The sequence below is a fragment of the Staphylococcus sp. GDY8P196P genome (assembly GCF_017891705.1).
GTDB classification, from domain to species: domain Bacteria; phylum Bacillota; class Bacilli; order Staphylococcales; family Staphylococcaceae; genus Staphylococcus; species Staphylococcus ureilyticus.
In genome coordinates this window covers 487,304-510,089 of sequence record NZ_JAESJS010000009.1, presented here as the reverse complement: position 1 = coordinate 510,089, position 22,786 = coordinate 487,304, and the positions used below count along the sequence as shown (strand labels likewise).

The 22,786-nt window shown below is 32.9% G+C and carries 22 protein-coding genes and 1 tRNA gene; 22 read left to right on the top strand and 1 reads right to left on the bottom strand.

Going from position 1 to position 22,786, the window contains the following annotated elements; genetic code table 11:
• Positions 1 to 13: 13 nt before the first annotated feature.
• From zapA to KA814_RS06785, 17 genes are all read left to right on the top strand, one after another.
• On the top strand, positions 14 to 280 hold the full coding sequence (gene zapA, locus KA814_RS06865; RefSeq protein ID WP_019469289.1) for a cell division protein ZapA: 267 nt from the start codon (positions 14 to 16) through the stop codon (positions 278 to 280).
• Positions 280 to 801, top strand: a complete 522-nt coding sequence (locus KA814_RS06860; protein WP_064209084.1) for a CvpA family protein — start codon at positions 280 to 282, stop codon at positions 799 to 801. The genes zapA and KA814_RS06860 overlap by 1 nt, the downstream gene beginning before the upstream one ends.
• A 111-nt stretch (positions 802 to 912) precedes the next feature.
• Entirely contained in the window at positions 913 to 2,625 is a 1,713-nt protein-coding gene (polX, locus tag KA814_RS06855; protein ID WP_064209083.1) for a DNA polymerase/3'-5' exonuclease PolX, read from the top strand.
• Positions 2,626 to 2,634: 9 nt separating this feature from the next.
• On the top strand, positions 2,635 to 4,983 hold the full coding sequence (locus tag KA814_RS06850; RefSeq protein WP_064209082.1) for an endonuclease MutS2: 2,349 nt from the start codon (positions 2,635 to 2,637) through the stop codon (positions 4,981 to 4,983).
• A gap of 81 nt (positions 4,984 to 5,064) precedes the next feature.
• Entirely contained in the window at positions 5,065 to 5,379 is a 315-nt protein-coding gene (trxA, locus tag KA814_RS06845; RefSeq protein ID WP_019469293.1) for a thioredoxin, read from the top strand.
• Positions 5,380 to 5,724: 345 nt separating this feature from the next.
• Complete coding sequence (uvrC, locus tag KA814_RS06840) at positions 5,725 to 7,509, top strand: excinuclease ABC subunit UvrC (protein WP_046207835.1); 1,785 nt, start codon at positions 5,725 to 5,727, stop codon at positions 7,507 to 7,509.
• Between the two features lie 337 nt (positions 7,510 to 7,846).
• Positions 7,847 to 8,458 carry a succinate dehydrogenase, cytochrome b556 subunit gene (gene sdhC / locus KA814_RS06835; protein WP_046207834.1) on the top strand — a complete coding sequence of 204 codons (612 nt, stop codon included), beginning with the start codon at positions 7,847 to 7,849 and terminating at the stop codon, positions 8,456 to 8,458.
• 40 nt (positions 8,459 to 8,498) lie between these two features.
• Positions 8,499 to 10,262 (top strand): succinate dehydrogenase flavoprotein subunit, encoded by a 1,764-nt coding sequence (gene sdhA / locus KA814_RS06830; protein ID WP_046207833.1) that lies wholly within the window; start codon positions 8,499 to 8,501, stop codon positions 10,260 to 10,262.
• A 1-nt stretch (position 10,263) separates the two neighbouring features.
• A complete protein-coding gene (gene sdhB / locus KA814_RS06825) occupies positions 10,264 to 11,088 on the top strand; it encodes a succinate dehydrogenase iron-sulfur subunit (protein WP_064209080.1) in 825 nt (274 codons plus the stop codon).
• A 373-nt stretch (positions 11,089 to 11,461) separates the two neighbouring features.
• Positions 11,462 to 12,256, top strand: a complete 795-nt coding sequence (gene racE, locus KA814_RS06820; RefSeq protein WP_046207831.1) for a glutamate racemase — start codon at positions 11,462 to 11,464, stop codon at positions 12,254 to 12,256.
• A gap of 15 nt (positions 12,257 to 12,271) precedes the next feature.
• On the top strand, positions 12,272 to 12,853 hold the full coding sequence (locus tag KA814_RS06815; RefSeq protein ID WP_046207830.1) for an XTP/dITP diphosphatase: 582 nt from the start codon (positions 12,272 to 12,274) through the stop codon (positions 12,851 to 12,853).
• Entirely contained in the window at positions 12,853 to 13,362 is a 510-nt protein-coding gene (locus tag KA814_RS06810) for a YfcE family phosphodiesterase (protein ID WP_064209079.1), read from the top strand. The genes KA814_RS06815 and KA814_RS06810 overlap by 1 nt, the downstream gene beginning before the upstream one ends.
• A 272-nt stretch (positions 13,363 to 13,634) precedes the next feature.
• Positions 13,635 to 13,708, top strand: a tRNA-Arg gene (locus tag KA814_RS06805).
• A gap of 972 nt (positions 13,709 to 14,680) precedes the next feature.
• Positions 14,681 to 14,815 (top strand): beta-class phenol-soluble modulin, encoded by a 135-nt coding sequence (locus tag KA814_RS06800; protein ID WP_019469301.1) that lies wholly within the window; start codon positions 14,681 to 14,683, stop codon positions 14,813 to 14,815.
• 34 nt (positions 14,816 to 14,849) lie between these two features.
• Positions 14,850 to 14,984: a beta-class phenol-soluble modulin gene (locus KA814_RS06795; protein WP_046208718.1), complete on the top strand. Its 135-nt coding sequence runs from the start codon at positions 14,850 to 14,852 to the stop codon at positions 14,982 to 14,984.
• 48 nt (positions 14,985 to 15,032) lie between these two features.
• Positions 15,033 to 15,167, top strand: a complete 135-nt coding sequence (locus KA814_RS06790; RefSeq protein ID WP_019469303.1) for a beta-class phenol-soluble modulin — start codon at positions 15,033 to 15,035, stop codon at positions 15,165 to 15,167.
• Positions 15,168 to 15,333: 166 nt separating this feature from the next.
• Positions 15,334 to 16,020 carry a YjjG family noncanonical pyrimidine nucleotidase gene (locus KA814_RS06785; RefSeq protein WP_064209078.1) on the top strand — a complete coding sequence of 229 codons (687 nt, stop codon included), beginning with the start codon at positions 15,334 to 15,336 and terminating at the stop codon, positions 16,018 to 16,020.
• A gap of 155 nt (positions 16,021 to 16,175) precedes the next feature.
• Here KA814_RS06785 and KA814_RS06780 read toward each other — a convergent pair whose 3' ends face one another.
• Positions 16,176 to 16,616 (bottom strand): N-acetyltransferase, encoded by a 441-nt coding sequence (locus tag KA814_RS06780; RefSeq protein WP_046208716.1) that lies wholly within the window; start codon positions 16,614 to 16,616, stop codon positions 16,176 to 16,178.
• Between the two features lie 275 nt (positions 16,617 to 16,891).
• Here KA814_RS06780 and bshC point away from each other — a divergent pair, with 275 nt between their 5' ends.
• The 5 genes from bshC to KA814_RS06755 all read left to right on the top strand — a co-directional run bounded on the left by bshC (position 16,892) and on the right by KA814_RS06755 (position 22,718).
• Positions 16,892 to 18,505, top strand: a complete 1,614-nt coding sequence (gene bshC, locus KA814_RS06775; protein WP_046208715.1) for a bacillithiol biosynthesis cysteine-adding enzyme BshC — start codon at positions 16,892 to 16,894, stop codon at positions 18,503 to 18,505.
• 149 nt (positions 18,506 to 18,654) lie between these two features.
• A complete protein-coding gene (gene mraZ / locus KA814_RS06770) occupies positions 18,655 to 19,086 on the top strand; it encodes a division/cell wall cluster transcriptional repressor MraZ (RefSeq protein ID WP_046208714.1) in 432 nt (143 codons plus the stop codon).
• A gap of 14 nt (positions 19,087 to 19,100) precedes the next feature.
• Positions 19,101 to 20,036 (top strand): 16S rRNA (cytosine(1402)-N(4))-methyltransferase RsmH, encoded by a 936-nt coding sequence (rsmH, locus tag KA814_RS06765; RefSeq protein ID WP_046208713.1) that lies wholly within the window; start codon positions 19,101 to 19,103, stop codon positions 20,034 to 20,036.
• 14 nt (positions 20,037 to 20,050) lie between these two features.
• Positions 20,051 to 20,455, top strand: coding sequence for a cell division protein FtsL (ftsL, locus tag KA814_RS06760; protein WP_046208712.1), 405 nt, complete (start codon positions 20,051 to 20,053; stop codon positions 20,453 to 20,455).
• Positions 20,436 to 22,718, top strand: a complete 2,283-nt coding sequence (locus KA814_RS06755; protein WP_064209077.1) for a penicillin-binding protein — start codon at positions 20,436 to 20,438, stop codon at positions 22,716 to 22,718. The genes ftsL and KA814_RS06755 overlap by 20 nt, the downstream gene beginning before the upstream one ends.
• Positions 22,719 to 22,786: the final 68 nt, after the last annotated feature.

Below are 22,786 nucleotides of genomic sequence, written 5' to 3'. Positions count from 1 at the left end.
CAGGAGTTATTATATGGGTGAGTTTAAAAATCGGATTAACGTAACTATAAATGATCAACATTATACAATAGTCGGAGAAGATAATCCTGAGCATATCCGTTATGTAGCACATTTGGTAGATGAGAGACTCAAAGAGTTAGCAAGTAAAAGTGCAGGTTTAGATACAACTAGAAAAGCAATTCTTACTGCGGTTAATATCATGCATGAAAAAGTGCAAGTAGAAGAAGAAAATGACCGTTTAAGACAAGAAATAAATCAATTGAAGCATAGTGAAGATTAATGATTTTTGATTTAGCGATAGTTGTCATCTTCATATATATTGGCATCATTGGCTTTAGAAGAGGCGTGTGGTTATCGACGATACATCTAAGTGCAACTATTTTTGCTTTGTTGATGGCTCAAAAATATTATTTACAGATAGCACAGCGTTTGGAGTTATTTGTGCCATATCCTAAGACACGCGCTTACGATATGAATTTTGCATTTCAATTTGCAGATTTGCAGCAACGATTTGAGCATATTGTCGCATTTGTAACGATAGCGCTGATTACAAAAGTCATATGCTATGGCATTATCGTTATATTCGATTATACCCTTAAACAAAAATTACCGAATATAACAAGCAGGTTATTTGGTATGATGTTAAGTATTATTCCATCAGTAACTATTAATATAATTTTGTTGTATAGTTGTGCCATTTATCCTAATAGGATGATACAGCAACAACTATCTAATTCGATTATAACAGAACATATATTATTACATATTCCGTTTATCTCAATGTTTATCACACAACTATAAAAATAGTGATGTGAAATTTATAGCTTTAAAAAACTAGGAGGTCAAGGCATAACTTAAATACCAAAATGGTTAGGTGATGCTGTCTTGACCTTTTTCTATGGAGTGAAACAAATGACTAAAAAAGAAATTATTCAATTATTAGAAAAAATTGCGGTATATATGGAAATAAAAGGCGAAAACACTTTCAAAATTTCTGCTTATAGAAAAGCCGCTCAAAGTTTGGAAATAGATGAGCGACCTTTAGACCAAATCGAAGATGTTACAGAGTTAAAAGGTATTGGTAAAGGCGTAGGAGAGGTGATTAATGAATATAGAGAAACAGGTCATTCTACGACTTTAGCAACATTACAAGAAGAAGTGCCAGAAGGATTAATTCCTCTACTTAAAATACAAGGACTCGGTAGCAAAAAAATAGCGAAATTATATAAAGCGCTTAATATTGATGGAAAAGAAGCATTGCAAAAAGCGTGTGAAGAAGGAAAAGTAAGTGAGCTAAGTGGATTCGCTAAAAAAACTGAACAAAATATCCTTGAAGCAGTAAAAGCGTTAGGAGCGAAAAAAGAGCGTTATCCAATTGATCAAATGAGAGGACTCAATATAGAAGTTAGCGATTATTTATCCTCAATCGAGTCGATAGAAAAATACGAAGTTGCAGGGAGTTTCCGTCGCTATAAAGAAATGAGTAAGGACTTAGATTATATTATAAGCACAGAACAACCATTAGAAGTTCAAAAAGCTTTATTAAAAATCCCTAACAAGGTTAAAGAAGTAGCAGTTGGAGCAACGAAAATTTCGTTAGAGTTAACCTATGATGATGAAACCATTGGTGTAGATTTTAGATTAATCGAGCCATCTGCTTTTTACCATACACTACAGCATTTTACAGGTTCAAAAGAACATAATATTCGAATCCGTCAATTGGCTAAAGAAAAAAACGAGAAGGTTAGTGAGTATGGTATAGAAGAAGCGGATGGTTCATTAATTCAATATAACAGTGAACAAGAAATTTATAATCATTTTGGAGTAAATTGGATTGCACCTTCAATACGTGAAGATGGTAGTGAATTTGACAAAGATTTAACAGATATAATCAATATCAATGACATCAATGGTGATATTCATATGCATACAACATATAGTGATGGCGCGTTTAGTATTGAAGATATGATAGAGGCTAATATCGCTAAAGGTTACCAGTTTATGGTTATTACAGATCATTCTCAGAGTTTAAAAGTAGCAAATGGACTTTCTGTTGAACGGTTGTTGCGACAAAATGAAGAAATTAAAGCACTAAACGAAAAATATGATGATATTGATATATACTCAGGCATTGAAATGGACATTTTACCTGATGGACGTTTAGACTATGATGATGAAATATTAGCACAGCTAGATTATGTCATTGCAGCGATACATCAAAGTTTCAACCAATCTCAAGAAGATATCATGTTTCGTCTAGAGCAAGCATGTCGTAATCCTTATGTCCGTCATATTGCACATCCAACGGGGCGTATCATAGGTAAACGTGCAGGTTATGGGCCTGATATTGATAAATTATGTGAAATCGCAGAAGAAACAAATACTATTTTAGAAATCAATGCGAATCCTAAACGCTTAGATTTAAATTCAGATATAGTTAAAAAGCATACGAATGTGAAACTAACGATTAATACTGATGCGCATCACGTAGACCATTTAGAGTTTATGAAATACGGTATAGCTACTGCACAAAAAGGATTTGTAAACAAAGAGAGAGTTATAAACACAATGGATCGAGAATCTTTTAAAGCATTTATTGACAATAATATAAAATTGAAGAAATAGAGGGATTGTATGAGACAAAAATCATTAAATGTCCTAGAGTTCGATAAAATTAAAACACTTGTTGAAAAAGAAACAATGAGTGATTTAGGGAGAGAGAAAGTTGTTGAAATGGAACCAGCAACTGATATTCAAACAGTCGAATTTCAAATGAATGAAACAGATGAAATTGCTCAAATATACAATAAACACCGTTTACCTAGTTTGAGTGGATTATCAAAGGTTTCATCACTGATTCATAGGGCTACAATTGGTGGTGTATTAAGTGTTAAAGAACTTAATACAATTAAAAGATTAATTCAAATTCAAAATCAATATAAAACATTTTATAATAATTTATTGGAAGAAGAGGAAGCAGTGAATTATGCTATTCTACATGATAGGATGGAACAATTGCCTGTACTTTCAGAGTTGTATCAACATATTCATCAAAAATGTGATGCTAATGATTTATTCGATAATGCGAGTTATGAACTACAAGGTATCCGGAGTAAAATTTCTGGTACGACGCAACGGATAAAACAAAACTTAGATAAAATCGTAAAACGTCAAGCAAATCAGAAAAAATTGTCAGATGCTATTATAACGGTACGTAATGACCGCAATGTTATTCCTGTAAAAGCAGAATATCGTCAAGATTTTAATGGTATCGTTCATGACCAATCAGCTTCTGGTCAAACACTCTATATTGAACCTTCGTCTATTGTTGAAATGAATAATCAGATTAGTCGTCTGCGCAATGATGAAGCGGCTGAAAGTGAACGAATTTTAACTGAGTTAACAGGTTATGTAGCCGCTGAAGCAAATGCCTGCTTAATTTCGGAAAATATTATGGGACAAATTGACTTTTTAACTGCTAAAGCGCGCTATGCACGTTCAATCAAAGGCACGAAACCTGAATTTACAAGTGAACGAACTGTTTATTTACCTAAAGCATTTCATCCTTTATTAGATCGAGACACGGTTGTAGCTAATACGATTGAATTTGCCGACGATATTGAAACGGTAATCATCACTGGACCTAACACAGGTGGTAAAACAGTAACGTTAAAAACACTGGGACTTATAATTTTGATGGCACAATCAGGGATGTTGATACCTACCTTAGACGGGAGTAAATTAAGCATTTTTGAAAATGTTTATTGTGATATCGGAGACGAACAATCTATTGAACAATCACTATCAACATTTTCATCACACATGAAAAATATTGTTGAAATTTTACAGCATACAAGCAGAAATAGTTTGATACTTTTTGATGAACTTGGTGCTGGAACAGATCCAAGTGAAGGTGCTGCTTTAGCGATGAGTATCCTAGATTATGTTCATGAAATAGGCTCATTAGTTATGGCGACAACGCATTATCCTGAACTTAAAGCATATAGTTACAACAGATCAGGAGTAATGAATGCCAGTGTAGAGTTTGATGTAAATACATTAAGCCCAACATATAAGTTGCTCATGGGCGTGCCGGGCCGTTCTAATGCTTTCGATATTTCAAAAAAATTAGGCCTTAATATGAAAGTGATTCAAAATGCGAAAGCAATGATTGGACAAGATGAACAAGAAATAAATGAAATGATTGCTTCATTAGAGAAAAATTCTAAACGTGTAGACGAACAGAGAATTGAATTAGATAGCTTACTGAGAGAAGCTCAAGAAACACATGATGAACTTGAAAAAGAATACGATAAATATCGTAATCATGAGAAACAATTAATGAGCGAGGCGAAAGACAAAGCCAATCAGCGTGTGAAAGCCGCTACTAAAGAAGCTGATGAGATTATTAAAGAATTACGTGAACTTAGAGACAAAAAAGGTGCCGATGTAAAAGAACATGAGCTCATCAATAAAAAGAAACAGTTAGATGATCAATATGAAGCCAAATCATTGAAACAAAATGTTGAAAAGAAAAAATGGGATGAAATTAAAGTTGGCGATGAAGTAAAAGTTCTAACATATGGGCAAAAAGGTGAAATATTAGAGTTACTAGATGATAATGAAGCAGTTGTTCAAATGGGCATCATTAAAATGAAATTACCTACCAGCGATTTAGAAAAAACAAAAAAGACAAAAGAAGCACCTTCTAAAATGGTTAAACGTGAAAATCGTCAAAGTATTAAAATGGAACTAGACTTACGTGGCTACCGTTATGATGAAGCAATGGTTGCCGTTGATCAGTATTTAGATCAAGCAGTGTTAAGTAATTACGAACAAGTATATATTATTCACGGTAAAGGAACTGGTGCGTTGCAAAAAGGTGTGCAAAAACATTTAAAACAACATAAAAATGTGTCATCATATAGGAACGGCATGCCAAGTGAAGGTGGATTTGGCGTGACCGTCGCAGAATTGAAATAAATGTGAGCAAGAGGTATGCAGATTTGCTTAAAGTCTGTTATAATTTCTTCATCATTTGAAATTTAAGGAGGATTGGCAGTTATGGCAATCGTAAAAGTAACAGATTCAAACTTTGATGAAAATATTCAATCAGGTGTCAATTTAGTAGATTTTTGGGCAACTTGGTGTGGCCCATGTAAGATGATTGCTCCAGTATTAGAAGAATTAGCTGGTGATTATGATGGAAAAGCTAATATTTTAAAACTTGATGTAGATGAAAATCCATCAACAGCTGCTAAATTTGAAGTAATGAGTATCCCAACTTTAATCTTATTTAAAGATGGCGAGCCTGTCGATAAAGTTGTAGGTTTCCAACCTAAAGAAAACTTAGCAGAAGTTATTGAGAAACATTTATAAAAGTACAACGCAACGACCTGGGGCATCTATGAATGTCTCAGGTTTTTTCTGTGACTTTTTGTTATTCCAACTGAAGCCAAAGTTGTTTAAAGTGTCTTTTTTCAGAGCCACACTTCCATTTTGAGGATGAAAGCATTTTATGAATAACAATTAAAATATCTAGTTGTTAGATTTTTGATATGGAAATGAATACTTTGGTTTAATGCTAATGTATATTCTATAATGTAGGTAAGAGTTGAAAAGTTTTATTTGCAAACAAGCGTTAATCTCTATATAACTGTTATGCAAATTTTTATAATTACTATTTTAACAATGTACTTTTATTAAGAAAGGAGGGGAACTTAAATGGAAAAATACCAAGAAGATATTAAACAAAAATTAACGGTAGTCCCCACTGAACCAGGTTGCTATTTAATGAAAGATCGAAATGATCAAGTCATTTATGTCGGCAAGGCTAAAAAATTAAGAAATAGATTAAGGTCTTATTTTACAGGTGCACATGATGCTAAAACGACACGACTTGTTTCAGAAATTAGAAACTTTGAATATATTGTAACTTCGAGTGAAACAGAATCTTTACTACTCGAACTTAATTTGATTAAACAATATCAACCGAGATATAACATTTTGTTGAAAGACGATAAAAGTTATCCTTTTATCAAAATTACAAAAGAAAAGTATCCTCGTTTAATCGTGACACGCACAGTTAAAAAAGGCACAGGAAAATATTTTGGACCTTATCCTAATGCTTATTCAGCTCAAGAAACAAAAAAGTTATTAGATAGAATTTATCCATTTAGAAAATGTGATAAAATGCCCGACAAATTGTGTTTATATTACCATATTGGTCAGTGTTTAGGACCTTGTGTTTACCCGGTAGATTTAAATAAATATGCGGAAATGACTAAAGAAATCACTGATTTTTTAAATGGTGAAGATAAAACAATACTGAATAACTTAGAACAGAAAATGAACGAAGCGAGTGAATCGTTAGACTTTGAAAGAGCAAAAGAGTATCGAGATTTAATCCAACATATTCACAATTTAACTAAGAAACAAAAAATCACTACTTCAGATAATACTATAAGAGACGTATTTGGCTACAGTGTGTCAAAAGGTTGGATGTGTATTCAAGTGTTTTTCATAAGACAAGGGAATATGATTAAACGAGATGCTACTATGATTCCGCTGCAGCAAACAGAAGAAGAAGAATTTTATACTTTTATAGGTCAGTTTTATGATTTAAATCAACATATTCTCCCTAAAGAAGTGCATATTCCTAAAAATTTAAACAAAGATATTATCCAATCGGTTGTAGATACAAAAATAGTTCAGCCGATTAAGGGCAAGAAAAAAGAAATGATTGATTTAGCAAATCATAATGCTGAAGTTACTTTAGAGAATAAATTTGAACTCATTGCTAAAGATGAATCACGTACCGTGAAGGCGATTGAAGAATTAGGTGACCGCATGGGAATTCAGACACCTATTCGTATAGAAGCTTTTGATAATTCAAACATCCAAGGTGTACACCCAGTTTCAGCCATGGTGTCGTTTATTGATGGTAAACCAAATAAAAAAGGATACCGCAAATATAAAATCAAAACGGTAGATGGCCCAGATGATTATAAATCTATGAGAGAAGTTGTGCGTAGACGTTATACTCGTGTTTTAAATGAAGGTACTCCATTACCAGATTTAATCATCGTTGATGGTGGTAAAGGTCATATGAGCGGGGTTATCGATGTGCTTGAAAACGAATTAGGTTTGGATATACCAGTCGCTGGGTTGCGTAAAAATGATAAACACCAAACTTCAGAGATTTTATACGGTGAAAGTGCAGAGATTGTACCTTTGAAAAAAAATAGCCAAGCATTTTATTTACTTCAAAGAATACAAGACGAAGTTCATAGATTTGCAATTACATTTCATAGACAAACTCGCCAAAAAACTGGCTTGCAATCAGTATTAGATACCGTCGATGGTATTGGTTCTAAACGAAAAACTAAATTATTACGAACTTTTGGTTCCATAAAGAAAATGAAAGAGGCAAGCATTGAGGATTTAAAATCTTCTGGTTTACCTCAAAAAGTTGCTGAGAATCTTCATCACGCACTATATAACAAATAGATAAAAAAGAATATGGCATGAGAATCATTCTCATGCCCAAAATTTTATGAATTAGTGTTACAATAGCAAATAACAGGAATTCTTTTTTTAAAAGTATATGGAAGCGTTTACTAATTGAGAAAAGTTATCACTTAAATCTATATAATAAAACAATTGTCAAATTCAACTAGGGGTATTACTTCATTGTTTTATACATACATGTTGAAGTTTATATTGCTATAAATATAAAGCGATTGCATAACATGTTGTTGTTTAGTTTTAGTTGATAAGTATCATCACATTTATACTTTAAAAAAAGATACCAAAAAATTAATTGTTTCACAGGGGGGACTTCCTTTTGGCATATTCGAAAAATCAATTCTATTTAAGACGCTTACATTCTTTGTTAGGCGTAATACCGATAGGTGGATTCTTATTAGTGCATCTACTTGTTAACCATCAAGCTACAAAAGGCGTTGAAGCGTTTAACAAGGCTGCTGGATTTATGGAATCTTTACCATTCTTGATTGCATTGGAGTTTATCGTGATTTATATTCCAATTCTTTATCATGCGGTATATGGTGTACATATTGCCTTTACGGCAAAAGAAAACGTAGGACATTATTCTCAATTTAGAAATTGGATGTTTTTATTACAACGTTTGACTGGTATTATAACGTTTATTTTCATCGGAATACATTTGTGGCAAACACGTATTCAGCGTGCATTAGGTGAAGAAGTTAACTTCGATATGGTACATGATATTGTATCTAATCCAATTTGGTTAATTTTCTATATCATCTGTTTACTTGCTGTAACATTCCACTTTGCAAATGGCTTATGGTCATTTTTAGTTACATGGGGTGTTTTACAATCTAAAAGATCACAACAAATCTTTACATGGGTATCACTTGTTGTATTTATCGTAGTTTCATATATCGGAATAAGTGCTATCCTTGCTTTCGTATAATTTAAAAATGTTTCAGATATATTTAGGGGAGTGACTATTTATGGCAGAGAAGAAAATTATTGTTGTCGGTGGAGGACTTGCCGGTCTGATGTCAACAATTAAAGCAGCAGAACAAGGCGCACATGTTGACTTGTTCTCATTAGTGCCTGTTAAACGTTCACACTCTGTATGTGCACAAGGTGGCATAAACGGAGCAGTGAATACAAAAGGTGAGGGTGACTCACCTGCTGTTCACTTTGATGATACAGTTTACGGTGGAGATTTCTTAGCGAATCAACCACCAGTAAAAGCAATGGCAGAGGAAGCGCCAAACATTATACATTTACTTGATCGTATGGGTGTAATGTTCAATAGAACAAATGAAGGCTTGCTAGATTTCCGTCGCTTCGGTGGTACCATGTATCATAGAACGGCATATGCTGGAGCAACAACTGGTCAACAATTAATGTATGCCTTAGATGAACAAGTACGTAGCTATGAAGTGGATGGTTTAGTTACAAAATATGAAGGATGGGAATTCTTGGGCATTGTCAAAGATGATGACAATATGGCTAGAGGTATTGTGGCTCAAGACATGACATCTTCTGAAATAAAATCATTCGGTTCAGATGCAGTTATTATGGCTACTGGTGGTCCAGGTATCATATTTGGTAAAACAACTAACTCAATGATTAATACTGGTTCTGCTGCGTCAATCGTCTATCAACAAGGTGCGATTTATGCAAATGGTGAGTTTATTCAAATTCATCCAACAGCAATTCCTGGCGATGACAAACTACGATTGATGAGTGAATCAGCTCGTGGTGAAGGTGGCCGAATTTGGACATATAAAGATGGTAAACCATGGTACTTCTTAGAAGAAAAATATCCAGATTATGGTAATTTAGTACCTCGTGATATAGCTACACGTGAAATTTTTGATGTATGTGTGAATCAAAAATTAGGTATTAATGGTGAAAACATGGTCTACCTTGACCTTTCACATAAAGATCCGCATGAGTTGGATGTAAAATTGGGCGGAATCATTGAAATTTATGAAAAATTCACTGGTGACGATCCAAGAAAAGTACCGATGAAAATCTTCCCAGCGGTGCACTATTCAATGGGTGGACTTTATGTAGATTATGATCAAATGACAAATATCAAAGGTTTATTTGCAGCTGGTGAATGTGATTTCTCACAACATGGTGGTAACCGTTTAGGTGCTAATTCATTGTTATCTGCCATATACGGTGGAACAGTTGCAGGACCAAATGCGATTGAATATGTCGCTAATATTGAAAAATCATATACTGATTTAGATGATAGTATTTATGAAAAACGTGTTAAAGAAGAACAAGATAAATTCGATAATTTATTGAAAATGAACGGTACAGAAAATGCGTATAAACTTCATAGAGAACTTGGTGAAGTCATGACAGCAAACGTTACTGTTGTACGTGATAATAAAGCATTATTGGAAACAGACAAGAAAATCGTAGAATTGATGGAACGTTACCAAAATATTGATATTGAAGATACTCAAACTTGGAGTAACCAAGCGGTATTCTTTACGCGTCAGTTATGGAATATGTTAGTATTAGCACGTGTAATTACAATCGGTGCATATAACCGAAATGAGTCTCGTGGGGCACATTATAAACCTGAATTCCCTGAAAGAAACGACGAAGAATGGTTAAAAACGACTTTAGCATCATATCAAGGAAAAACAGAAGCGCCTAAATTTACATACGAGCCAGTAGATGTAAGTTTAATCCCACCTCGTAAACGTGACTATTCAAGTAGTTCTAAAGGAGGTAAATAAAATGGCAGATACTAAAGAAGTAAATGAAACTCAAGCGCAAGACGAACAACAAAGCCTACAACAAAAACAAAATACAATTAAGCTCATCATTAAACGACAAGATGATGCAGAGTCTAATCCTTATGAAGAAGAATTTGAAATTCCTTACAAAGAGAATTTAAATGTTATTGCTTGTTTAATGGAAATTAGACGTAATCCAGTCAATAGTAAAGGTGAGAAAACAACACCTGTTATTTGGGATATGAACTGTTTAGAAGAGGTTTGTGGTGCTTGTTCTATGGTTATCAATGGTAAAGCAAGACAATCTTGTACAGCAATTGTTGATCAATTAGAACAACCAATAAAGTTAGAACCAATGAGTACATTCCCAGTTATTCGTGACTTACAAGTTGATCGTAGTAGAATGTTTGATAATTTGAAACGTATGAAAGCGTGGGTACCGATTGACGGTACGTATGACCTTGGACCAGGTCCTCGTATGCCAGAGAAAAAACGTCAAACTGCATATGAATTATCTAAATGTATGACGTGTGGTGTATGTTTAGAAGTTTGTCCAAACGTTACAAGAAACAACGATTTTGTTGGTGCGCAAGCTATTTCACAAGTTAGATTGTTTAACTTACACCCAACAGGTTCAATGACTAAAGATGAACGTTTAAATGCATTGATGGGTGCAGGTGGGTTACAAGAGTGTGGTAACTCACAAAACTGTGTTAACGCATGTCCGAAAGGCATTCCTTTAACGACATCAATTGCTGCATTAAACCGTGAAACTTCTTTCCATATGTTCAAATCATTCTTTGGTTCAGACCACCAAGTAAACTAATATATAATGAAAATGCCAACAAAGTTTAAACTTTGTTGGCATTTTTTTATGAAATATTTTATAGATACAAATTTAATACAGTGATTAAGCTTTAAAAAAGTATATATACTATAATAAAAATTTTAATTTATTAGTGTATTAAAATATTGATATATAGATTATCTGATTATATAAAAATTTTCCATTAGAAATATTGTAAATTTTGTTAAATAGCGAAGCACTGATGTGACTCTATGATTCAATGATGCTAACCTATTGATAAGTATAACATTTGAATTGTCTGCTATTTTGTATTTTAGGTCTTGGAAAATGATTTTGAAAACGCAGCTATGCTACAATAAAAGACAAGTAAATATATAAGGATGAACAAGATATGGAGAAACCAATTGGAGTTATTGACTCTGGCGTTGGAGGTTTAACAGTTGCTAAAGAAATCATGCGCCAATTACCAAATGAAACCATTTATTATTTAGGAGATATAAAACGCTGTCCATATGGACCAAGAGAAGCTTCTGAGGTAAGACAATTTACTACAGAATTAGCTGAAAAACTCATGACGTTTGATATCAAGATGTTAGTGATTGCATGTAATACTGCAACGGCAGTGGCATTAAAACATTTACAAAACTTATTGGCAATACCTGTTATTGGCGTAATTGAACCAGGTGCTAGAACAGCGATTATGACAACAAAAAATCAAAATGTTTTAATATTAGGTACAGAAGGTACGATTAAATCAGAGGCATATCGACATCACATTAAACAAATAAATCCAAATGTAGAAGTATCTGGTGTGGCATGCCCAGGCTTTGTACCTCTCGTAGAACAAATGAGATACAAGGATCCAACGATTACGAGTATCGTTATACATCAAACGTTAAAACAGTGGAGAAATAGCAAAGCAGATACAGTTATTTTAGGATGTACACATTATCCTTTACTTTATCAGCCGATTAATGATTATTTTCACGGAGAAAAAGTAGTTATTTCATCTGGACTAGAAACAGCCAGAGAAGTGAGTGCATTATTAACATTCAGTAATGAACACGCAGGTTATAAGAAACAGCCCGCACATAAATTTTTTGCGACAGGAGAAACAGAACATATCGAACGTATTATTGAAGAATGGTTAAATATGAAAGCAACAGTTGAAAAAATAGAAGTTTAAAGTGAGGCGTAAAAAATGGAAGATATTGTTATTGCATCAAATAATAAAGGGAAAATAAATGATTTTAGAGTTATTTTCCCTGATTATAATGTTATAGGCATTTCAGAACTCATCGAAGATTTTGACGTTGAGGAAACAGGTGACACGTTTGAAGAAAATGCAAGACTAAAATCTGAAGCAGCTGCAGAAGCATTAAATAAGCGTGTTATTGCTGATGATAGTGGATTGGAAGTTTTTGCTTTAAATGGAGAGCCAGGTATATATTCAGCGCGTTATGCTGGAGAAACAAAAGATGATAATGCAAATATTGAAAAACTCCTAACTCAGTTAGGTGATGAAACAGACCGTAGTGCACAATTTGTTTGTGTTATTAGCATGAGCGCACCGGGTGAAGATACAGTACAATTTAAAGGAACTGTACAAGGAGAAATCACACTAAATAAAATTGGTGAACATGGCTTTGGATATGATCCTATCTTTTTTGTAGAAGACAAAAATAAAACAATGGCTCAGCTAACTGCAGAAGAAAAAGGACAAATTAGTCATAGAGGTAAAGCAATAGAACAGCTACAAGAATATCTAGAAGGTGATCAATAATGTCGAAATGGATTATAGTTAGTGACAATCATACTGAACAAGGTGTGCTATTTGATATTATAAATCAGCATGAGGATATAGATGCTGCCATTCACTTAGGTGACTCTGAATTCGCTTATGATGATAGTGAACTCAGTTACTTTTATAGAGTAAAAGGGAATACTGACTTTTATCCTGAGTTTCCAAATGAGCAAACAATCGATATAAATGGTATTAAGGCATTTTTAACTCACGGTCATTTATATCAAGTGAATCGTACAAGAATGCCTTTAGCAGAACAAGCAAAAGCAGCAGACTGTAAATTTGCTTTTTATGGTCATACACATGTTGCTAAACATGAAACAATAAATGGTGTGCATGTCATAAATCCAGGTAGTATTTCACAGTCGAGAAGTAATATTGAAGAAACATATGCAGAATTGCTTATTGATGATACGAGATTAGAAGCAACTTTAAATTTCCGTAATCGAAATCATGAAATCATCAGTAGTGAAAATTTTGTACTCTAAATAAGTGGGGTGAATCTACGTCTAGAAATGATTGAATCGTAGGTTCATCTTCGTATTACTGTAAAGCGTTGAATGTAAGAAACATTTTACATTTCAGTGTTGTAAAAATAGTGCTCACGTTAATGGATTGTACTATTTAAAGAATTTAAATAAATTAGCAATATTATGATAAAAAGTTTACAATAGTGAAAAATCATATTTATTTTTAAGGGATAGAGTATTGCTTTATCAGTGTAAATTAGATATAATTATTCTTGTGTTCAAAAGATAATGTCCTGGTAGCTCAGCTGGATAGAGCAATGGCCTTCTAAGCCATCGGTCGGGGGTTCGAATCCCTCCCAGGACGCTATAACCCGTTGCTATGACAACGTTTCAATCGTGCAGGTGTCAAATATGTGTCAAGAGAAAATTTCTCTGACACGTTGGCCCTGCTCTTTTTTATGTTCATCAAGTAAATGTGTATAAACATCTCCCAGGACGCTAATAACGTAAAATACATAATAAATTATGTGTTTACTGACTAGATCGCTAATATATTAGCGGTCTTTTTTTGTTTTTTTACATGCGCAGTGAACAACATATACTGTTAATTTATGGCTTAATAAAGTTAAACTGCTAATTGCAAAATAGGGTTACTTATGAAATTTGTTATTGAATCAAGTAAATTATACTCAAAATATATGAAAGTTTTGTCAGAAAGTAATGCTTTAGCTAGTAAATTTAAACGCGGCTTTGATCATATAGTTATGGCATAACAATTATTATTATATATTGTTGTAATCATTTAAATTTATTAGTTGCTTAAATTGTATATAGACGATTAAGACAATAAATATGTTTTAGGCTAATGCTAAGTGGTATTGAATATATAACTATAAGGTAATATAATTTAATGATTATTTGCGTTTGCGCTACTTCAATTTGAAGTGGCGCTTTTTTGATGTTTGTATCGAATCAATAAATGCATGTATAAACTGTCAGATAAAAATATTGAGAAATACCACAACAAATATAATCATCGTTAAAGCATTTGTTAATTTTATTTATATATAAATTTTATAAATAAATTCTATTTTGTAAATTGTATGACATGGAATTGCGTAAAATACAGTTGGGCATTCAAAACTGTAAACCAATGTATCTTTTGCTACAGTTTTTACTACTATTTAACGAAGTATGAAATAAAACACAAATTTATATGCAAATGTCTTATAGTTATAGATAACAAACGATACTTAATTAAATAACAAATTAACAGTATCGTTTAAAACATAAAAAGCAGTCATAAGCATTTATCTTATAATAAGGAGTGTTTATAATGGAAGGTTTATTTAATGCAATCAAAGATACAGTACAAGCTGGCATAGCAGGAGACGGTGCTAAATTAGGTACAAGTATCGTAAGTATCGTAGAAAACGGAGTAGGTTTAGCAAGTAAATTATTTGGATTCTAATATAAATATATAAATAATAAAGGAGAAATAAATTATGACTAAATTAGCAGAAGCAATTGCAAACACAGTAGAAGCAGCAAAATCAGGTAACGGTTCAGAATTAGGTACAAGTATTGTAGATATCGTTTCAAGTGGTGCAGGTTTACTAGGAAAACTTTTCGGATTTTAAAAAATAGCAGATTATTTATTCTAAATAATGTAATGAGGAGTGTTTATAATGGAAGGTTTATTTAATGCAATTAAAGATACAGTACAAGCTGGCATAGCAGGAGACGGTGCTAAATTAGGTACTAGTATTGTAGATATCGTAGAAAATGGTGTAGGTTTAGCAAGTAAATTATTCGGATTTTAATTTGAATTTCTATGACGGACTGGCCAAGGTAATAACCTTGGCCTTTTTTGTTTGCTAATATATGAAATATGGTATGATGAAATAAAATTCGACTATGTTTATACATTAACGATGACATAATTAATTGACTTTATTAAGTGAATTCATTAAGGGGTTAGAAAATACTATGAATAAAAGATGTTTGCTTATCGATTTTGACGATACAATTGTAGATTTTCATGATGCTGAAGCATATGCATTTCATCAACTTACAAAAAAATATAATTTAGAAACAGATCAAAATGATTTAAATCAATTTATAACTGTAAACCAAGCACATTGGGAAGCGTTTCAACAAAATCAATTAACAAAAACTGAAGTGTTATGTAAAAGGTTTGAAGTGTATTTTGATTTACATCAAATCAATGTGAATGGGCAAGAAGCGGATGTAATCTTTCGGGATGAACTCGCAAATGCCCCAATAAAGTATTTTATGAATACGGTGGAAACATTGAGCATGCTCAAAAACACTCACGATCTATATATTGTTACCAATGGAGTTTTGGAAACACAACAAAGACGTATAGCAAAAACAGAAATGGGAGATTGGTTTAAAGGTGTGTTTGTATCTGAGCAAACTGGATATCAAAAACCTATGCCAGAATTTTTTGATTTTGTTTTTAATAAAATCGGTCATGACAAAAGAGCTCATGCAATGATTGTTGGCGATTCAATAACATCAGATATTTTAGGTGGAAAAAATGCGGCAATAAAAACATGTTGGTTTAATCCAAGAAATAAAATAAATGATACAGAAATTAATCCAGATTATACTATCGAATCGCTTGATCAATTGTTAGATATAGCAAAATAAAAGAAGCGTGAATTATAATCAGAAAAATTGATTGTAATTCACGCTTCATATTATGTTAATGATAATTTAAGAAATGAAAAAGTTTACTTTATAAAAAACATATACTATATATTAAAAATGCGTGTATCATTATTTAGTGGTATTGGACAGGAAAATCATGGTGTCCAAATAAGTATATCGTGACCGTCTTTATTTTGTTGTTCGATATCTTTAAAGCCATGTTTAATGAAGAAATTTTTTGATTGATTACGAGCAATGACTTTAATAGGTTGACCTTGTTCCTTAGCAAAATCTAGCAGTGCTTCGCCGTAACCACGACCTTGGAAATCACGTAAAACTTCTAATTTCCATAAAATATTATAATCATCAAAATCTGAGAAGTATACTTCTTCAACTTCTCCTTTACGGTATAAAGCCATACGAGCACCTAACCTATCACCGACATATATGCCATAAAATGGTGAGTCCGAACTAGCGTCTATCATTTCACCGCGTAATTCATCTACTAAATATAAATCTTCATTTCCGAAGTTCCTAAAATCTTCAAATAATTCATCTGTTTTGTAATTAATATCTAGTCGTTTAACATTACTCACTTTAGCTTCCCCCTTTGCTTTATTACTAACTATTATACCTTATTTTATTGGATATTTCACAAAAATGAATGCTTAAAACATTTTATGTAAAATCAATATTAATTTGTGCTTTGTTTTAATATATTTAAAGGTACTGATCGTATGTATAAGCATTGGATTACAATGTTGAAAGAGAGTATGTATATTTTCTAATAAATTTATAAGCCGTAAAATTGTCAATGTTGAATATAAACTTTATACTAAATAGGAATAGAGTAACGTAAGGAGAATTACGAATGGATTGTATGACAACGAAACTTAATGAAAAAGATCAATTTATAGCGAATATTAAAAATAGTGATTCAACTTTAGCTAAGTATTATCATCTTGATGCAATGGATGAACAAAATTATAAAAAAAGACTACTTTCAGAAAATAACGGAAGAGAAGCGTCTCTAGCCAAAATCATTGAAGCATATATGGATGATTTAACATTAGATTATCAACAAAATAAAAATTTAAAAGCGCTTAGTAAAGGTGCGAAAGTTGTAATCGGTGGTCAACAAGCTGGTTTGTTTGGTGGACCTTTATATACGTTTCATAAAATATTTTCGATTATTACATTAAGTGAAAAACTATCGAAAGATTACGATACACATGTTGTCCCTGTTTTTTGGATTGCAGGTGAAGATCATGATTTTGATGAAGTAAATCATACTTATGTTTTTAATGAACATACGGCAACGTTACAAAAAATAAAATATAGTACTATGACGCCTCCAGAATCTAGTGTTTCAAAGTATACGCCAGATAAAGAAGCGTTACATAAAGCATTAAATGAATTTTTCAAAGAATTAAAAGAAACTGAGGCTTCTCCAAAACTACTAAACATGTGTAGAAAGATTATCGATAACTATGATGGTTGGACTGACATGTTTAAAGCGTTATTACACGAAGTTTTCAAACATTACGGATTATTACTGATAGATGCAAATGATAAAGCATTGCGCCGTTTAGAAAAGCCAATGTTCAAGGACATTATTAAAAATCATAATTTAGTTGACGATGCCTTTAGGCAAACACAGGCTCAAACTATCACTGACGGTTTAGATCAAATGATACAGACAGAGACGAATGTACATTTGTTTATGGATGATGGTGGTGTAAGACAACTATTAACTTTTGAAAATGGACGTTTCTATTTAAATAAATCAGAGAAATCGTTTTCGGAACAAGAACTTCTTAATATGGTAGAAACAGACCCAGAAAAATTTTCTAATAATGTCGTTACGAGACCAGTAATGGAAGAATGGCTATTTAATACAGTAGCATTCATAGGCGGCCCTAGTGAAATTAAATATTGGACAGAATTAAGTGAAGTTTTTCGAACATTACAAGTAGATATGCCTATCGTTTTACCACGATTAAGGATTACGTATTTAAATACCAGAATAGAAAAATTAGTAGCACAATATCGATTGAATTGTAATAATATCATTGAAAAAGGAATTGAAGCAGATAAAACAAAGTTTATTAGATCTAAAGCTTCGCAATCTTTTATAGAACAGATTGAAGCTTTAAAAGAACAGCAAAATGATTTGTTTCAATCTCTTCAGGCAGAAGTTAAAGACAATCATGATAATAAGGTATTGTTGAACAAAAATAACGAAATTCACCAAAAGCAATTTGATTATTTAATAAAACGGTATTTATTGAATGTTGAAAGAGAAAATGACATTAGCATGAAACATTTTGAGCTCATAAGTCAAACACTCCATCCAATGGGTGGATTACAAGAAAGAATTTGGAATCCACTTCAAATTATGAATGATTTTGGGATAGATGTGTTTAGTCCCTCCACTTATCCACCACTTTCATACACATTTGATCATATATTGATAAAACCTTAGAGTATCAAGGGAAGCACCCGGTTCATTTAAAAGATGAATCGGGTGTTTTTTTCTATGTTTCAAGAAATTTTGGTGAAATTTGTATAATTAGTGGAGGATAGTGGTGAGATGTGGTAAATTATATATATAAGAAGGTGAGGTGATTATAAATGTTCATGGGTGAATACGAGCATCAATTGGATACTAAGGGACGTATGATTGTTCCGTCCAAATTTCGTTATGACCTAAATGAGCGTTTTATAATTACCCGTGGCCTTGATAAATGCTTATTTGGTTACACTTTAGAAGAATGGCAAGTAATTGAAGAGAAAATGAAAACCTTACCAATGACAAAAAAAGATGCGCGTAAATTCATGCGTATGTTCTTTTCAGGTGCTGTTGAAGTGGAATTAGATAAGCAAGGGCGTATAAATATTCCTCAAAATTTGAGGAAATATGCCAATTTGAGTAAGGAATGTACGGTAATAGGTGTCTCAAACCGTATTGAAATTTGGGATAGAGAAACTTGGAATGATTTTTATGATGAATCAGAAGATAGTTTTGAAGATATTGCCGAAGACTTAATTGACTTTGATTTTTAAATGGAGGCGTTAAATTGTTTCATCATGTCAGCGTTATGCTAAAAGAAACTATAGATTATTTAGATATTAAAGAAGATGGCATATATGTCGACTGTACATTAGGTGGAGCAGGCCATGCCCTCTATTTATTAAATCAAATTGGAGACGAAGGTAGACTTATTGCAATTGATCAAGATACAACAGCCCTTGAAAATGCAAAAGAAGTATTGAAAGACCATATACATAAAGTTACCTTCGTCCATAGCAACTTTAGAAAATTAACTGAAATTTTAGATGATTTAAATATTGAAAAAGTAGATGGCATTTATTATGACTTGGGTGTGTCTAGCCCCCAATTAGACGTACCTGAAAGAGGTTTTAGTTATCATAATGATGCGAAATTAGATATGCGTATGGATCAAACCCAATCATTATCAGCGTATGAAGTAGTTAATGATTGGTCATTTGAAAAATTAGTGAGAATTTTTCATCGTTATGGCGAAGAAAAATTTTCGAAACAAATTGCTAGACGAATAGAACAAAATAGAGCACAAAAGCCAATTGAAACAACTTTAGAACTGGTGGATGTTATTAAAGAAGGAATACCTGCTAAGGCAAGACGAAAAGGCGGGCATCCTGCTAAAAGGATTTTCCAAGCAATTAGAATTGCAGTTAATGATGAATTGTCTGCATTTGAAAATTCATTAGAACAAGCAATCGAGCTTGTGAAAGTGAACGGAAGAATATCTGTGATTACGTTCCACTCGTTAGAAGATCGCCTTTGTAAACAAATGTTCCAAGAATATGAAAAAGGCCCCGAAGTGCCAAGAGGCTTACCAGTTATTCCAGAAGCTTATACACCAAAATTGAAAAGAGTTAATCGAAAACCAATTATTGCTACAGATGAAGATTTAGAAAAAAATAATCGAGCGCGTAGTGCCAAGTTACGTATAGCTGAAATACTAAAATAAGGAGTGATTTTTGAGTGGCAGTAGAGAAGATATACCAACCGTATAGTGGAGCAGAACAACAAATACCACAAACGCAACCGTCGCCTCATCCCCAGAGTCAACCCCAGACAGTTAAGCGTAAAGTAATTGTCAAGCTAACTAAGTTTGAAAAGATGTTATACATAGGACTTATAACAGTGATTGCTTTAATAAGTATTTATATGCTATCTTTAAAAATGGATGCGTATGAAACTCGAGAAAAAATTGCAGATTTAGATACAAAAATTGAAAAACAATCTAGTGAAAACAGCGCAATAAAATCTGAAATTAAAAAGAACTCCTCATATGAACGCATTTACGATAAGGCCAAAAAAGATGGAATGAGCCTTAAGAACGATAATGTAAAGGTAGTGCGTAATAATGGCGAAGCGAAGAATTAAATTAAAGAAACCGAAGTTTTCAATTAAAAAAAGTAAAATAGGGGCAGTCCTACTCATTCTTGGATTTGGACTGCTCTTTTTTACGTTGGTTTTAAGATACTCATATATTATGTTGACAGGACACTCTTCTGGTGAAGATTTAATTATGAAAGCGAACGAAAAATACTTAGTAAATAGTCAGCAGCAACCAGAACGAGGTAAGATTTATGACAGAAATGGCAAAGTGTTAGCGGAAGATGTGGAACGGTATAAAGTTGTGGCAGTTGTTGATAAAAAAGCAAGCGAAGGCAGCGATAAACCTAAGCATGTAAAAGACAAAAAAGAAACTGCAAAAAAACTTGCGACAGTGATTGGTATGTCAGCAAAAGAAATTGAGAAAAAACTAGATAATAAAAAAGCCTTTCAAGTTGAATTTGGTCAAAAAGGCACAGATTTAACGTATCAAGAGAAAGAAAAAATTGAAAAAATGAAACTTCCTGGTGTGACGTTATATCCAGAAACTGAAAGATTTTATCCTAATGGAAACTTTGCATCTCACTTGATAGGTATAGCTCAAAAAGATCCAGATAGTGGAGAATTAAAAGGTGCTTTAGGTGTTGAAAAAATATTTGATAGCTATCTTTCAGGACAAAAAGGTGCTTTATCGTATATTCATGATATTTGGGGGTATATTGCACCAAACACCAAAAAAGAAAAAGTGCCTAAACGTGGAGATGACGTACATTTAACACTTGATTCAAATATACAGGTTTTCGTTGAAGAAGCGCTAGATGGCATGGTTGAACATTATAAGCCAAAAGATTTGTTTGCCGTAGTGATGGATGCGAAAACAGGAGAAATCTTGGCATTTAGTCAAAGACCAACTTTTAATCCAGAAACTGGTAAAGATTTTGGAAAAAAATGGGCAAATGATTTATATCAAAACACATATGAACCAGGGTCAACTTTTAAATCTTATGGTCTAGCGGCAGCAATTCAAGAAGGTAAATTTAAACCTGATAAAAAATATACTGCTGAACCTAGAGAAGTAATGGGCTCTAAAATATCTGACTGGAATAAAGTAGGTTGGGGAAAAATCTCAATGTCTACTGGTTTCACGTATTCTTCAAACACTTTAATGATGCACTTACAAGATTTAGTTGGCTCAGATAAGATGAAAGAATGGTATGAAAAATTTGGTTTTGGTAAATCTACTAAGAGTATGTTTGATGGTGAATCTACGGGCGGTATAGCTTGGGATAATGAAGCACAGCAAAAAACATCCTCATTTGGTCAATCTACAACCGTAACACCAGTCCAAATGTTAAGAGCGCAATCCGCTTTTAATAATGAAGGTAAAATGCTGCAACCATGGTTTGTAGATAGCGTGAGCAATCCTGTTACTGATGATACTTTTTATAAGGGTAAAAAAGAGTTTGCAGGAAAACCAATTACGAAAGACACTGCTAAGAAAGTGCGTACTGAATTAGACAAAGTTGTAAACAGTGAAGATAGTCATGCTAAAAACTATCAAATTGATGGTTATGACGTAGCAGGTAAAACAGGTACAGCACAAGTTGCTGACTCTGATAATGGTGGTTATGTTCAAGGGGAAAATCCATACTTTGTAAGTTTTATTGGTGATGCACCTAAAGATGATCCAGAAGTAATAGTGTATGCTGGTATGAGTTTAGCACAAAAAAATGACCAAGAAGCTTATGAAATGGGTGTAAGTAAAGCGTTTAAACCTATTATGGAAAACACATTGAAATACTTAAACGTAGGAGATAAAAACTCTAAAGATAAATCTGATGTGAAGTATAGTAAAGTGCCAGATGTTCAAGGTCAGGAAACGCAAAAAGCACAAGATAAGGTGAATGGTAAGTCTCTCGAACCAATTGTCATAGGAAGTGGAGATAAAGTTGTTAAACAATCAGTATCACCAGATAAAGAAGTGCTACCGAATAGTAAGGTATTATTACTGACAGATGGGGATATAACTATGCCAGACATGACAGGTTGGACTAAAGAAGAAGTGATTGCTTTTGAAACCTTGACGCAAACAAAAGTAACTACAAAAGGTAGTGGCTTCGTTTCTAATCAATCTGTTAGTAAAGGACAAAAAGTTGATAAAAAAGATAAAGTAGAAGTGACGTTATCTGCAGAAGCGGTTAATGGTGAGGCTTCGACGACATCATCCAAAGAAAAAGAATCATCCAAAGATGATTCTAATAAAAAAGATGATAATAACTCAGATTCAAACAGTGACAAACAAAGTGAATAAAAATTTATTGTATTTCTGACGTCACTGGTAAAACATGTTAAAATGTATCATTTGAAAATTGATGCGAG